We start from the raw sequence: 13,853 nt of genomic DNA on the forward strand, positions 1-13,853 counted from the left end.
TCAACACCGGTGTTGTCCGGCTTGACCCGCACCTTGACGTTGTAGTCGATAACGCGCTTGACCGCGACGAGAACCTTCATCCAACTCTCCGTTTTTCAATGCAGGGTGGAATCTGGCCACCCTTGTTACAGTTCCGGGTTACAGGTCCGGTTTACAGGTCGAGAGCGGGCTACCTTCAGGTGGCCCGCCCCCGGGGAATTCGTGTGAAAGGGTCCGGGTTGCAACAACCCGGACCCCTTGCAGTGTGGCTAGATCAGAAGTTGTACTGGGCAGCAAACATCAGGCGGCTGGCGTCGCCATCATCCCCGCTGACTTCTTTGACCTTGAAGTAGCCGTACTGAACGCCAAGATTGACGCTCTTTACCGGGGACCACTGGTAGTTGACGAACGCATTGGTGTTGCGCTCATGCTTGTCAGCAACGGCCAGGCCATCGGCCTCTGCGTCGTCCCAATCCATCTCGGTCATACCGGCGACCAGGTTGAACGTACCACCGGCAGCTTTCAGGCTGGCACCGATGTTGCCACTCATGCCAGTGATGGTTTCGACGTTACCGTTAACAACGTAGGCGTCTTCGCCGTAGTAGTTGCTGCCGGAGCGCCACAGATAGCCATTGGCGCCGTCGCTGTAGTTGACCGAGCCCTGGATGCTGAAGGTGTCGGTCAGTGCCAGTTTGGCGGAGCCAAACACCGCGTAGCCGAAGGCGGAATCGTCTTCGGTGCCGTCATCGTAGCCAACCTGCTGTACCACGGCTGCGGTGGAGTAGGCGAGCATGCCGGATTTGCTCTCGAGGCGGGCGGTGAAAGCCGGGAGGCCGTTCTTTGGCGTGGCGCCTTCAATACGGGTAGCCGAGTCCTCAACGGAAACGGACAGAGGGCCGGAGGTGTAGCGAACCTGGGCTTTCCGTGACCGCAGACCGGGATCACCGGCAACACCGTCGAATTCCAGCACTGAAGTGCCGCCAACAAAGCTGTTGTAGTTGGACCAGGTCTGGCCCAGGATCCAGTTTTCGTACTGGCCATAGGCGTGACGCAGGCGGAGAACGCCGCCGGTGGCGCCACCACGGAAGTCACCTTCCACATTCACCATGACGCCGGTCGGCAGGGTGGTGCGGACACCGATCCGTGACTGGACGGCATCGGCGTCGAAATAACCGGTCGCTTCGTTGTCTTCGTCAGCACCGGTATTGATCTTGCTGAAGTCACCTGACTGGGTGCCGGAACCGATGCTGATCTGCTCATCGATGTCGTATACGGCGTTGAGGCGGGCATAGCCGTAGATATCAACTTTTGCATCGCCCGCTTCAAAGGAAATCGCGCTTGCCTGTGTTGCAACCCCGAATGCGATGGCGGCGGTCGTTGCTTTTACTGCCATTGCTAATTTGTTAGTGGACATAGGGATACCTGTCTCCGAGATTCTTGTTGGAATTGTGTCGACTGGCCGTGACCTGTTGTGATTGCGGCCTTGGCGCCAGTGGTTTTAGCCGTCGCACGGCAGATGACACGCTAGCAGCGGCTGAAGACTCCAACAATTATCTATATTCGATAAGTCCTATGCGCTTTTGGTATATCGGAATTTTCCATACCTGCCCACCGGGCTGGGCGATTACTCGAGGACCTCGCCGACTTCGCCGGTTTCACGGGCTGACTGACTGATTTCCTTGGGATTAAACAGCAGCTTGCCCTTCCAGGTGCCGGCTTCAACCTGCTCTGCCACCTGCTGCATGATGATCTCCGCCAGCTTGGTGGTGGCAACGGACGCGGGCAGGTCGGTCGGTGTGACAATCGACAGGGTCCGCTTGATCTCCGGGGCGGTAATGGGGATGGCGACCACTTCCTTGCGCTGGGTCATGTCATGAACCGCAGCCGAAGACAGGATGGTATAACCCAGGCCGCGACGGACCATGTCGGTCAGCATCGGCCAGGCGCTGACTTCCAGCGCCAGCTTGAGGGTTTTCTTGCGCTCGGCGGCTTCCTTCTCCATGGCAACCCGCAAGCCATGCTTTTCTTCCGGCATGACCATGGGCAGGTCCAGTACTTCATCGAGGGTGATTTCCGAACGGTTGGACACCTTGGTGTTGGTGGGAGAAATCAGGTAGAGCCGTTCTTCGATCAGTGGCCGGTAACGCAGGTTCTTGTGGTTGCTGTGGTTATAGGTGATGGCGAGGTTCACCCGGTGCTGCATCACCATCTGTTGCAGGGTGCCGCTCATGGCGGACTTGACCGCCAGGTGGACCTGGGGAAACCGCTTGCGGTATTGCTCGACAATGGTGCCGGAGAAACCATGGGTTACCGTTGGCAGCAGGCCCAGCACCACCTGGCCGGTGACTTCTCCGGCCACCGCAGTCACATCCGCCTGGGTTCGCTCCAGGCTCTGCAGCAGCGTGCGGGCCCGCTCGTAGAGCAGTTCGCCCGCTGCGGTCAGCACCACGCCGCGGCCATGGCGGACAAACACTTCGACGTTCAGCGCCTCTTCCAGCATCCGGATCTGGCGGCTCAGTGCCGGCTGGGCCACGAACAGTTTTTCGGAAGCGCGGCTGAAGCTGCCGGTATCGGCAACGGTCAGGAAGGTGTTGAGCTGGCGCAGGTCGATGTTCAGGTTGAAGGGCATGGCGATCTCTTCTATAACAATTAATTATTCGTTCGGCGTACTCTATACCATCTTTGTCGGTGAGGCCTAGGGGTTATTAGTTGCCCATGGTATGCCGAAAAGAGATGGCAGATATAAAAAGTATATAATTGCTGTAGTTTTTCCTTGCTGATACGGTTGGTCACATCTGGTTTTTCCGCGCATCGCGGGCTCCGCCACATCCGGGTCGGGGTGATTGAAGTCCGGAATCGCACCTGACCAAAAGTCATCAAGAGGATAAAAACTATGCAAAACCGTTCTATCTATAGCAGCGACCATGAGCTGTTCCGCGAGAACGCCCGTCGCTTCTTCCGCGAAGAGCTCGAGCCCAACATCGAGCAGTGGGAAAAGGACGGTATCGTCCCCAAGGCGTTCTGGCGCAAGGCGGGCGAGAACGGTTTCCTGTGCTGTGGCGTGCCGGAAGAATACGGCGGGCCGGGTGCGGACTTCCTCTATAACATGGTGCTGTCAGAAGAAACCGGCTACGCCATCGGCGGTGCCAGCGTGGGTTTCTCGGTAAGTGCCGATATCGTCGCCTACTACCTGATGAATGCCGGTAGCGAAGACCAGAAGCGCCAGTGGCTGCCGAAGATGGTGACCGGTGAAGTGATTGCCTCTATCGGTATGACCGAGCCGGGCGCCGGCAGTGACCTCAAGGCGATCCGTACCTCTGCGGTCCGTGATGGTGACGAGTACGTTATCAACGGCCAGAAGACCTACATCACCAACGGTCAGAACTCCGATTTTGTCCTGCTGGCCTGTGTGACTGACCCGTCCAAGGGCGCCCGCGGTATCAGCATGATCATCGTGGAGGCCGACCGTCCCGGCTTCCAGCGTGGCCGCAACCTGGACAAGATCGGCCAGAAGGCCGCGGACACTTCCGAAATGTTCTTCCAGGATGTGCGGGTGCCGGTCACCAACCTGGTGGGCCAGGAAGGCGAAGGTTTTGCCATGATGATGCGTGAGCTGCCCCGCGAGCGGATCACCATTGCCTGCCGTGCCCAGGCTGAAGCACAGCGTGCCTTTGACCTGACCAATGCCTACGTCAAAGAACGCAAGATGTTCGGCCAGGCACTGGCAGATTTCCAGAACACCCAGTTCACCCTCGCCGACATCAAGACCAACCTGAGCGTGGGCTGGGCGTTTCTCGACCAGTGCATCAAGAAATGCGCGGAAGGCACGCTGACCGCAGATGAGGGTGCCATGGCCAAGTTGTGGACCACCGAGAACGAAGGCGTGGTGGTCGACAAGTGTCTGCAGCTGTTCGGTGGCTACGGGTACATGTGCGAGTACCCGATTGCCCGCATGTTCGTCGACGCCCGGGTTCGCCGCATCTACGGTGGTGCGTCTGAGGTCATGAAGCTGGTTATCGCCCGCTCTCTCTAATCCGGCTATCAATCTGGCAGGTCCGGCTGGCTCTGGTCGCCGGGCCTGCACAACAAGAAAGGAAGGAATTCACATGTCTGGTATTACCGCCTACGGTGCCTACATTCCCCGGACCCGCCTGCTGAAGTCCGCCATCGCCGACGCCAACGACTGGTTTGATGCCAGCCTGCGTGGCCTGGCCAAGGGCGAGCGCAGTGTCTGTAACTGGGACGAAGACACCATCACCATGGCCGTTGAGGCTGGTCAGGACTGTCTGTCGGTCCTGGATGCCGGTTCCGTCAACGCGCTGTACCTGGCTTCCACCACGCTGCCGTTCCTTGATCGCCAGAACTCGGTGGTGGTCAGCCAGGCGCTGAACCTGGGTGACCACCTGCGCACTATGGACGTGGCCGCCTCCCAGCGTGCCGCGACCTCGGCGCTGATCACCATGCTGGAATCCGGTGCTGCGGCCAAGGGTAACGCCCTGCTGCTGGCGTCCGAGCACCGCCGCAGCAAGTGCGGCTCCCGTGCCGAAATGCTGTGGGGTGACGGTGCCGCTGCGGTTGCGGTGGGTAACGAGGACGTGATTGCCGAGTACCTGGGCAGCGAAACCTACGTGACCGATTTCGTCGACCATTACCGCGGTGAAGACTCCACCCTCGACTACGAGTGGGAAGAGCGCTGGATCCGCGACGAAGGCTTCATGAAGAGCGTTCCGCTGGCGGTCAACCGCCTGCTGGAAAAGACCGGCGTGAAGGCATCCGAGATTGCCCATTTCGTGCTGGCCACCGATCAGGGCCGGACCCCGGCTGCGGTTGCCAAGGCCATCGGCATTGCCGCCGATGCAGTTGCCGACAACCACATCGGCAACCTGGGTGTGACCGGGGTTGCCCATCCCATCCTGTTGCTCACCGAAGTGCTGGAGAAAGCCCGCGCCGGTGACCTGATCCTGCTTACCGGATTTGGCCAGGGAACGGATGCGGTGCTGCTGCGTGCCACCGATGCCATCGCCGCCAGGCGTCCGAAAACCGGCTTCAGCGGTGCGCTGGCCCGCCGTCGCGAAGACGCCAACTACAACCGTTTCCTCAGCTTCAACAACCTGGTGGATCGTGAGGTTGGCAAGCGTGGTGAGCTGGACAAGCAAAGCTATCTGGCGGCCATGTACCGTCGCAAGGACCTGCTCACCGGATTCATCGGTGGCAAGTGCCGCAGCTGCGGCACCGTGCAGATTCCCAAGGAAAAATACTGCGTTAACCCTGAGTGTGGTGGTCTGGACAGCCAGGACGATCACCCGATGTCTGCCGTCAAGGGTCGCGTGATGACCTGGACTGCCGACCGCCTGACCTTCGACTGGAACCCGCCGGCGTACTTTGGCCTGGTGGAATTCGAGGGCGGTGGTCGCCTGATGATGGACTTCACGGAAGTTGAGCCCGGCACCATGGATACCGGTGTTGAGGTTTCCGTGCACTTCCGTATCCGGCAGTTCGACAACCAGCGTGGCTTCCGGAAGTACTTCTGGAAGGCCACTCCGGCTCAGCAATAACTTACGCAGCGACTACAGGTGACTAACAATGGCTAGTGGAATCAAAGATAAAGTAGTGATCCTTGGAATGGGCTGCAGCAAGTTTGGTGAGCGCTGGGATGCCAGTCCTGCCGATCTGATGTCCGAGGCATTTGAAGAAGGCCTGGCGGATGCCGGTATCGACAAGAACCAGATCGAGATGGCCTGGTTCGGTGCCGGTATCGATGCCTACAACGTGGGCTCCAGCGCCATGCCGCTGTCCATCGCCCTGCGTCTGCCCAACATTCCGGTGACCAAGGTCGAGAACATGTGTGCCACCGGTACCGAAGCCTTCCGTGGAGCGGTGTATGCGGTGGCTTCCGGTGCCTGTGACATCGCCCTGGCACTGGGTGTGGAGAAACTCAAGGACGTGGGTTACGGCGGTCTGCCCCAGCGGACCCGCGGTGTCGAAAACGACATGTACTGGCCGAACCTGTCCGCGCCGGGCGCCTTCGCCCAGCTGGCCAGCGGCTACCGTGCCAAGCACGGCGTCGACAAGGCCGACCTGAAGCGGGCCATGGCGCATATCTCTGTGAAGAGTCATGCCAATGGTGCCAAGAACCCGAAGGCTCACCTGCAGCGCGAGATCACCGAGGAACAGGCGATCAACGCCCCCTACATCGCCGAGCCGATTGGACTGTTTGACTGCTGCGGCGTGAGTGACGGGGCCGCCTGCGCCATCGTCTGCACACCGGAAATTGCCCGTGCCCTCGGCAAGGCCGACCTGGTGTCCGTCAAGGCGCTGCAGCTGGCGGCGTCCAACGGTGAGGAAGGTGGCTTCAGCAAGTGGGACGGTTCCTACCTGAAAACCACCCGCATTGCGGCCCAGCGTGCCTACGACGAGGCGGGTATCCGCAATCCCCGGGCTGAAGTCAGCATGACCGAGGTCCATGACTGCTTCTCGATCACCGAGCTGGTCACCATGGAAGACCTGCAGCTGTCGGACGAAGGCCAGGCGGTGCGAGACGTGCTCAACGGTGACTTCGACGCCAATGGCCGCATTCCGTGCCAGATCGATGGCGGCCTCAAGTGCTTCGGGCACCCGATTGGTGCCTCCGGTATGCGGATGATCTATGAAAACTACCTGCAGTTCTACGGCCGTGCCGGTGACCGTCAGCTGAAAGATCCGCGGCTGGCGCTGAACCACAACCTGGGCGGTTTCCCGCACCAGAACATCTGCAGTATCTCGATCATCGGTCGATACGAGTAAGGTGGTTCAGCCGGGGCGGCCAGCGGTTGGCTGCCCCGGTCCGTTTCTCCCAATCCACAGAGTCAGGAAGGTAGAGCATGAGTGTCGGTGAACAGGCTGCGGCCCTTGAACTTGCAAGCAGCAGTGTCAACACGGTTGAGCAGTTTGTCCGTCAGGGACTGAAGAACCTCAAGGCGTTCGCCACCGTGGACGGCAGGCTGGATGGCGACCTGCTGGACCGCCATCAGCTGGGTTGTTACGAACTGGCATTCTGTACCGCAGAGCTGGTGGCCGCGCGGGAAGTCTGCGAATACGCCCGCAAGGTGGGTGAGGACGATCGCTTTGCCGCGGATACCGCGCTGGCGTTTACCGCCGAAGCCGTGAGCTCGGCCCTCCAGCGCCTGCTGGCCCGTGCCACGGACCTCGGCCTGGATGTTGCGGAAGTGTCTGCGCTGTATGGCGATGGCGCCATCAGTACCTTGCGGGCCAGCTACGGCAGTGCGGAGTTCCTCGCCGGGATCGGCGGTGCCGTCACCGAGCGCGGCAGCAGCCGTCTGCCGACTTTGCTCAGTGAAGACAAGGAAATGGTCCGCGACATGTTTGCCCGTTTCGGTGCCGACGTGGTTGCGCCGCTGGCGGAGAAAATCCACCGCCACGACCTCGATATTCCCGATGAGATTCTCAACCAGGCCGCAGAGCTCGGCTGTTTCGGAATCAGCATTCCGGAACGGTTTGGTGGTCTGCAGCCGGACGACCGCGATGACAGCCTCGGCATGATCGTGGTCACTGAGGAACTTTCCAAGGCCTCCCTCGGCGCCGCCGGTTCGCTGATTACCCGCCCGGAAATTGCCGCCAAGGCCCTGCTGCAGGGTGGCACGTCGGCCCAGCAGGAAACCTGGCTGCCGCAGATCGCCTCTGGCGAGAAGCTTTGCGCGATTGCCATAACCGAGCCCAACTTCGGCTCGGACGTCGCGTCGCTGGGGCTGAAGGCGACGCCGGTGGACGGCGGCTGGCTGCTCAACGGCAGCAAAACCTGGTGTACCTTTGCCGGCAAGGCCAGCCTGCTGCTGGCGATGGCCCGCACCGAGGCGGATCCTGCCCTGGGACACAAAGGACTGAGCCTGTTCCTGGTGGAAAAGCCGGCGGCTGCCGGCCATGAATTCCGTCATCAGCAGCCCGGCGGCGGAGTGATTCAGGGCAAGGCCATCGCCACCCTGGGCTACCGCGGCATGCATTCCTATGACGTGTTCTTCGAGGATTACTTTGTGCCCGCCGATCGGCTGATTGGTGAGGAAAACGGCCGAGGCAAGGGTTTCTACTTCACCATGGCCGGCTTTGCCGGCGGTCGTATCCAGACCGCCGCCCGTGCCACCGGGGTGATGCAGGCCGCCTTCGAGAAGGCGCTGAGTTACTCCCGGGAGCGCAAGGTGTTCGGCAACCCGGTGGGCGATTACCAGCTGACCCGGGTGAAGCTCGGCCGCATCATGGCCACCCTGACCGCTTCCCGCCAGTTCAGCTACGCGGTGGCACGGATGATGGACGAGGGCGCCGGTCAGATGGAGGCTAGCCTGGTCAAGCTGTTCAGTTGTCGTGCCGCGGAGTGGGTAACCCGCGAAGCCATGCAGATTCACGGTGGCATGGGGTATGCCGAGGAAACGGCGGTCAGCCGTTACTTCGTCGATGCCCGGGTGCTGTCGATTTTCGAGGGCGCCGAGGAAACCCTGGCGCTCAAAGTGATTGCAAGAAACCTGGTGGGCAACGCCTGAACGGCGGTCGGCCAGACCCGATTGACCGGCAGTGCTGCACTGCCGCAACTACATCAATGATCAGACAACAAGAGACCTGTAGGAGGGTGTCATGAGCGATAAGAAACTTCTGGAAGGAAAAGTCATCGTGGTTACCGGCGCCGGCCGTGGTATCGGCCGCGCCACTGCACTGTTGCTGGCGGAAAGTGGCGCCAAGGTAGTGGTTAACGATATCGGTGGCGGTGCGGACGGTTCCGGTAACGATGCCACTCCGGCCCAGGAAGTGGTCAACGAGATCAAGGCAGCAGGCGGTGATGCGGTTGCCAACTTCGACAGCGTGACCTCCTGGGAAGGCGGTCAGAAAATCGTCCAGTCCGCCATCGACACCTTCGGTCGCATCGACGGCGTCATCAACAACGCCGGTAACCTGCGCGACGTGATCTTCCACAAGATGACTGAGGAAGACTTTGACGCGGTGCTGGCGGTCCACCTGAAAGGCACCTTCAACGTCAGCCGTGCTGCGGCGCCGATTTTCCGCGAGCAGGGCAGCGGTACCTTCGTCAACATGACCTCCACCTCCGGCCTGATCGGTAACTTCGGCCAGGCAAACTACGCGGCGGCCAAGATGGGTATCGTGGGCCTGTCCAAGTCCATGGCACTGGACATGCAGCGCTTCGGGGTAACGTCCAACTGCATCGCGCCGTTCGCCTGGAGCCGGCTGATCGGCAGCATTCCGACCGACAGTGAGGAACAGAAGGCCCGCGTTGCCAAGATCCAGCAGATGACTCCGGACAAGATCGCCACCCTGGCGGTGTCCCTGTGCAGCGACCAGGCGAAGAACGTCACCGGCCAGATCTTCGGTGTGCGTAACAACGAAATCTTCCTGTTCAGCCAGCCGCGTCCGTTCCGCTCTGCCCACACCTCCGAGGGCTGGACTCCGGAGACTGTGCTGAGCCGTGTGCTGCCGGCCTTCGAAGCGGACTTCTATCCGCTGAGCCGCTCTGCGGACGTGTTCAGCTGGGACCCGTTCTGATCCCGGTCTGACATTGCAGTATCGTTCCGGCCCTGCGGGGCCGGGCACCTGTACGGCCCTGACAGTAACAATAAAGGAGCGCCACGGTGGCCATCGATTACGATAAGCTGATGAATCGCAAGTTCGAGCGTCTCGAACACACCTACACCGAGAAAGACACCATCCTCTACGCCCTGGGTGTGGGTATGGGCATCGACCCCCTCGATGAAGACTGCCTGAAATTTGTCTACGAAGATGGCCTGAAAGCCATGCCCAGCATGGCGAATGTGCTGGCCTATCCCGGTTTCTGGGCGAAAGAGCCGGATACCGGCATCGACTGGGTGAAGATTCTCCACGCCGGTCAGGAAATGATCATGCACAAACCCCTGCCCGCCTCCGGCACGGTTGAAGCCACCACCCGGATCAACGAAATCGTCGACAAGGGCGAGGGCAAGGGTGCCCTGATCCTGTCCGAGCGCACCGTCCGTGATGCGGCTACCGGTGAAGACCTGTGTACCCTGATCAGCACCACCATGGCCCGCGGTGACGGCGGTTTTGGCGGCCCGTCGGTGCCGTCACCGAAGCCGGACCCGATTCCCGAGCGCGAGGCAGACCTGGTGTGCGACCTGCCAACGCTGCCGATGTCGGCACTGATCTACCGTCTGTCCGGCGATTACAACCCGCTGCACGCGTCACCGGCGGTGGCAACGGCGGCCGGATTCAAGGCGCCGATCCTGCACGGGCTGTGTACCTTCGGGGTGGCCACCCACGCCATTCTGAAAACCCTGTGTGACTACGATCCGGCCCGATTCCACCGCATTCGCCTGCGGTTCTCGTCACCGGTCTATCCGGGTGAAACCATTCGCACCGAAATCTGGCGCACCGGCAACGAAGTCGCCTTCCGCTGCCGGGTAACCGAGCGCGATGTGGTGGTCATCAACAACGGCTACGCCGAAGTCAGCTGACGCCCGTTCCGGTCGCCGGTGACGGCGGCCGGTGCTTCCACCCCCTGACAGCCAGGAACTGAACACCATGCAGAACATTCTCTCAGGACTCCGTGTCGTTGAAGGCAGTGCCTTCGTGGCCGCACCTTCCGGCGGTATGACACTGGCGCAGCTGGGCGCGGACGTCATCCGTTTCGATCCGATCGGTGGCGGTATCGATTACAACCGCTGGCCGGTGACCGCGGACCAGAAAAGCCTGTACTGGCACAGCCTCAACAAGGGCAAGCGTTCCATCGCGGTGGATTTCCGCCGCCCCGAAGGCCAGGAGCTGCTGACCCGGCTGATTGCCGCCCCCGGCGACGAGGCAGGCCTGTTCCTGACCAACTTCCCGGCCAAGGGCTGGTTGTCCTATGACCGCCTGAAAGAACACCGGGACGACCTGATTTACCTGAACCTGGTTGGCGATCGCCACGGCCGTGGTGCGCTGGATTACACCGTCAACTGCAAAGTGGGCTTTCCGGCGCTGACCGGGGTGGGCAAGAGCGGGGAGATCCCGCCACTGAACAACCCGATGCCCGCCTGGGACGTAATTACCGGGCAGCAGATTGCCCTGGGCCTGCTGGCGGCCGAGCGCCATCGCAGCCGCACCGGCCAGGGCCAGCTGGTGCGCATTGCCCTGGCTGATGTGGCACTCGCCACCCTGGGCAACCTGGGTTACATCGCCGAAGCCATGATCAATGGCAGCGATCGCGAGGCCATCGGCAACAACATCTTCGGCACCTACGGTCATGACTTCCAGTGCCAGGACGGTGAGCGGGTGATGGTGGTGGGAGTTAGTCCCAACCAGTGGCGGGCGCTGGTCGAGGTGACCGGTACCGAAGCCGAGATAACCGCCCTGCAGCAGCGCATGGGGCTGGATTTCCGCAAGGAAGGCGACCGTTACGAAGGCCGCGACGGTATCACCGAGATCTTCCAGCCCTGGTTTGCCGCCCGCCGCTTCGAGCAGGTTGCCACCGAGCTGGACAACGCCGGCGCCTGTTGGGGCAAGTACCAGACCATCCGCGAAGTGGTCGAGAACGACATCGACTGTTCGGTGGACAACCCGATGTTCCAGATGGTGGAGCAGCCGGGCATTGGCAAGTATCTGATGCCGGATCATCCGCTGCGATTCACCTCGGTGGATCAGGAGCCGGTGCGGCCTGCACCAAAACTGGGTGAGCACACCGAGGAAATTCTGGCGGACACCCTCGGCCTGTCCGCTGGCGAGATCGCGCGCCTGTTCGACCAGAAGATTGTGGCGGGTTCTGGCCGCTGAGTACCGAGATCAATAACAACACGATCAATCACAGCACGATTAATAACAACAAGGCTCGCCGGGTATCGGCGGCGATGGAGATTGCACATGGGACCGTTGCACGGTTTTCGCATTATCGAATTGGCCGGTATCGGCCCCGGACCCTTCTGCGGCATGGTGCTGGCAGACCTGGGTGCGGAAGTGATCAGCGTGGAGCGACTCGGCGCGCAGGCGCCGAAAGCGGCACTGGATTGCAGCCGCCGTGGCAAACGCTCGATTGCCCTCGACCTCAAGAGCAAAGTCGGGGTAGAGGCGTTGCTGAAACTGGTGGAAAGTGCCGATGCGCTGTTCGAGGGTTTTCGCCCCGGGGTAACCGAAAAACTCGGGATCGGCCCCGACGCCTGTCTCGCCCGTAACCCGAAACTGATCTATGGCCGGATGACCGGCTGGGGCCAGTTTGGTCCGCTGTCTCACGCCGCCGGCCATGACATCAACTACATCTCGCTGACCGGTGCACTCAATGCCGTGGGTCGCGCCGGCGAAAAACCGGTGCCCCCGCTCAACCTGGTGGGTGATTTTGGCGGCGGCGGCATGTTCCTGGCGCTCGGGCTGGTGGCCGGGCTGCTGGAGGCCCAGAAGTCCGGCAAGGGCCAGGTGATTGATGCGGCAATGACCGACGGGTCTGCCATCCTGATGTCCATGTTCCACAGTGCCCATGCCATGGGGCTGCATTCCCTGGAGCGCGGCACCAACAAGCTGGATGGCGGTGCCCACTTCTACGACACCTATGAAACCCGCGACGGCAAGTACATCTCCATCGGTTCCATCGAGCCACAGTTCTATGCCCGGCTGATGGCAGTGGCCGGTTTGCCCGCGGAGCGGTTTGCCGACCAGCTGAACCAGCAGCGCTGGCCGGAGCTCAAGCAGGCCATCGCCGAGGTTTTCCTGCAGAAGACCCGTGAGGAGTGGTGTGAGCTGATGGAAGGCACCGATATCTGCTTTGCGCCGGTGCTGGATATGCAGGAAGCCCAGAGCCATCCGCACAACGTGGCGCGCCAGACCTACGTGAAAGTGGGTGACATGACACAGCCCGCGCCAGCCCCCCGCTTCAGCAGGACTGCGCCGGAGATTCGTCACCCGGCAAAACCCTACGGTACGGATACCGCAGCAGTCTTTACCGAGCTGGGGTACAGTGCCGAGCAGCTGGACGCGCTACAGGGCGCCATCGCCGTCAACTGAACCTGGACCAACCGAATACGTTTGCATGGGGACAATAACAAATGAGTCATCTCTTATACGAAGCAGAAAACGGTGTTGCCTACCTCACCATGAATCGTCCGGAAGCCAGAAACGCGCTTTCGCTGGACATGCGGCAGAAGCTGTTGGCGACCTTCCAGGCGCTGGAGTCCGATGACTCGGTGCGGTGTGTGGTGCTGCGGGGCGCCGGTGATCATTTCATGGCGGGGGGCGACGTCAAGTCGTTCATGGAATTCACCCCGCTGACTCCCGAGCAGCGGCGGCTGACCTTCATCAACCGGATCCACACCAACCTCAACGGCATCATGTACACCATGCGGCGGCTCAACAAGCCGATTATTGCCAGTGTCCGTGGCGCGGCCGCCGGTGCCGGTATCAGCGTGGCACTGAGTTGTGACCTGGTGATTGCTGCCGACGATGCCTTCTTCACCCTGGCCTACAGCCACATTGCCAGCAGCCCGGACGGCGGTGCGACCTATTACCTGCCGCGGCTGGTGGGCACCAAGAAAGCCATGGAAATTGCCTTGCTGGGGGACCGCTTCAGCGCTGCCGAAGCCAAAGACCTTGGCATGATCAACCGGGTGGTGCCCGGTGCCGACCTGGAGGCGGAGACCCGCAAACTGGCCGAGCGGCTGGCTCAGGGGCCGACCCGCGCCTACGGCAACATCAAGAAGCTGATCCTGCAGTCATCGGAAAACTCCCTCGAACAACAACTGCAGTCCGAGGCGGAAACCTTCGGGGACAGCGTGATGGCTGAAGACTGGGTCGAGGGTGTAACCGCCTTCAATGAAAAACGCAAACCGCAGTTTACCGGCCGTTGAGGTCGTCAGTTTGAGCTGACGGGCCGGTTACAGGAGATT

The 13,853-nt window shown here is 61.2% G+C and carries 11 protein-coding genes and 1 pseudogene; 9 read left to right on the plus strand and 3 right to left on the minus strand.

Features of this window, described 5'->3' with window-relative positions; translation table 11 throughout:
• The 3 genes and pseudogenes from CLH61_RS11985 to CLH61_RS11995 form a co-directional block, all read right to left on the minus strand.
• Positions 1-80, minus strand: a pseudogene (locus CLH61_RS11985) (electron transfer flavoprotein subunit beta/FixA family protein); the annotation flags it as partial.
• A gap of 173 nt (positions 81-253) precedes the next feature.
• Positions 254-1,393 carry a DcaP family trimeric outer membrane transporter gene (locus CLH61_RS11990; RefSeq protein ID WP_099614991.1) on the minus strand — a complete coding sequence of 380 codons (1,140 nt, stop codon included), beginning with the start codon at positions 1,391-1,393 and terminating at the stop codon, positions 254-256.
• Between the two features lie 210 nt (positions 1,394-1,603).
• Positions 1,604-2,608 carry a LysR family transcriptional regulator gene (locus tag CLH61_RS11995; protein ID WP_099614992.1) on the minus strand — a complete coding sequence of 335 codons (1,005 nt, stop codon included), beginning with the start codon at positions 2,606-2,608 and terminating at the stop codon, positions 1,604-1,606.
• Between the two features lie 264 nt (positions 2,609-2,872).
• Here CLH61_RS11995 and CLH61_RS12000 point away from each other — a divergent pair, with 264 nt between their 5' ends.
• From CLH61_RS12000 to CLH61_RS12040, 9 genes are all read left to right on the plus strand, one after another.
• Complete coding sequence (locus tag CLH61_RS12000; protein WP_099614993.1) at positions 2,873-4,012, plus strand: acyl-CoA dehydrogenase family protein; 1,140 nt, start codon at positions 2,873-2,875, stop codon at positions 4,010-4,012.
• A 73-nt stretch (positions 4,013-4,085) separates the two neighbouring features.
• On the plus strand, positions 4,086-5,534 hold the full coding sequence (locus tag CLH61_RS12005; RefSeq protein WP_099614994.1) for a 3-oxoacyl-[acyl-carrier-protein] synthase III C-terminal domain-containing protein: 1,449 nt from the start codon (positions 4,086-4,088) through the stop codon (positions 5,532-5,534).
• Positions 5,535-5,562: 28 nt separating this feature from the next.
• Positions 5,563-6,762: an acetyl-CoA acetyltransferase gene (locus tag CLH61_RS12010; RefSeq protein ID WP_099614995.1), complete on the plus strand. Its 1,200-nt coding sequence runs from the start codon at positions 5,563-5,565 to the stop codon at positions 6,760-6,762.
• Positions 6,763-6,839: 77 nt separating this feature from the next.
• Positions 6,840-8,507: an acyl-CoA dehydrogenase family protein gene (locus tag CLH61_RS12015; RefSeq protein ID WP_099614996.1), complete on the plus strand. Its 1,668-nt coding sequence runs from the start codon at positions 6,840-6,842 to the stop codon at positions 8,505-8,507.
• A 91-nt stretch (positions 8,508-8,598) separates the two neighbouring features.
• Positions 8,599-9,519: an SDR family NAD(P)-dependent oxidoreductase gene (locus CLH61_RS12020; protein ID WP_099614997.1), complete on the plus strand. Its 921-nt coding sequence runs from the start codon at positions 8,599-8,601 to the stop codon at positions 9,517-9,519.
• 86 nt (positions 9,520-9,605) lie between these two features.
• On the plus strand, positions 9,606-10,463 hold the full coding sequence (locus CLH61_RS12025; protein WP_099614998.1) for a MaoC/PaaZ C-terminal domain-containing protein: 858 nt from the start codon (positions 9,606-9,608) through the stop codon (positions 10,461-10,463).
• Positions 10,464-10,530: 67 nt separating this feature from the next.
• The gene (locus CLH61_RS12030) at positions 10,531-11,757 is read left to right on the plus strand and encodes a CoA transferase (protein ID WP_099614999.1); all 1,227 of its coding nucleotides are present in this window, start codon (positions 10,531-10,533) and stop codon (positions 11,755-11,757) included.
• A gap of 87 nt (positions 11,758-11,844) precedes the next feature.
• A complete protein-coding gene (locus CLH61_RS12035; RefSeq protein WP_099615000.1) occupies positions 11,845-12,975 on the plus strand; it encodes a CaiB/BaiF CoA transferase family protein in 1,131 nt (376 codons plus the stop codon).
• A 41-nt stretch (positions 12,976-13,016) separates the two neighbouring features.
• Positions 13,017-13,814, plus strand: a complete 798-nt coding sequence (locus CLH61_RS12040; protein WP_099615001.1) for an enoyl-CoA hydratase/isomerase family protein — start codon at positions 13,017-13,019, stop codon at positions 13,812-13,814.
• The last annotated feature ends 39 nt before the right edge of the window (positions 13,815-13,853 follow it).

The organism is Marinobacter profundi (assembly GCF_002744715.1).
GTDB lineage: Bacteria > Pseudomonadota > Gammaproteobacteria > Pseudomonadales > Oleiphilaceae > Marinobacter > Marinobacter profundi.

Bases quoted from the DNA above. Each gene is read 5' to 3' on its own strand.
- CLH61_RS11990 (WP_099614991.1), bottom strand. From the start codon at position 1,393: ATGTCCACTAACAAATTAGCAATGGCAGTAAAAGCAACGACCGCCGCC.
- CLH61_RS11995 (WP_099614992.1), bottom strand. From the start codon at position 2,608: ATGCCCTTCAACCTGAACATCGACCTGCGCCAGCTCAACACCTTCCTG.
- CLH61_RS12000 (WP_099614993.1), top strand. From the start codon at position 2,873: ATGCAAAACCGTTCTATCTATAGCAGCGACCATGAGCTGTTCCGCGAG.
- CLH61_RS12005 (WP_099614994.1), top strand. From the start codon at position 4,086: ATGTCTGGTATTACCGCCTACGGTGCCTACATTCCCCGGACCCGCCTG.
- CLH61_RS12010 (WP_099614995.1), top strand. From the start codon at position 5,563: ATGGCTAGTGGAATCAAAGATAAAGTAGTGATCCTTGGAATGGGCTGC.
- CLH61_RS12015 (WP_099614996.1), top strand. From the start codon at position 6,840: ATGAGTGTCGGTGAACAGGCTGCGGCCCTTGAACTTGCAAGCAGCAGT.
- CLH61_RS12020 (WP_099614997.1), top strand. From the start codon at position 8,599: ATGAGCGATAAGAAACTTCTGGAAGGAAAAGTCATCGTGGTTACCGGC.
- CLH61_RS12030 (WP_099614999.1), top strand. From the start codon at position 10,531: ATGCAGAACATTCTCTCAGGACTCCGTGTCGTTGAAGGCAGTGCCTTC.
- CLH61_RS12035 (WP_099615000.1), top strand. From the start codon at position 11,845: ATGGGACCGTTGCACGGTTTTCGCATTATCGAATTGGCCGGTATCGGC.
- CLH61_RS12040 (WP_099615001.1), top strand. From the start codon at position 13,017: ATGAGTCATCTCTTATACGAAGCAGAAAACGGTGTTGCCTACCTCACC.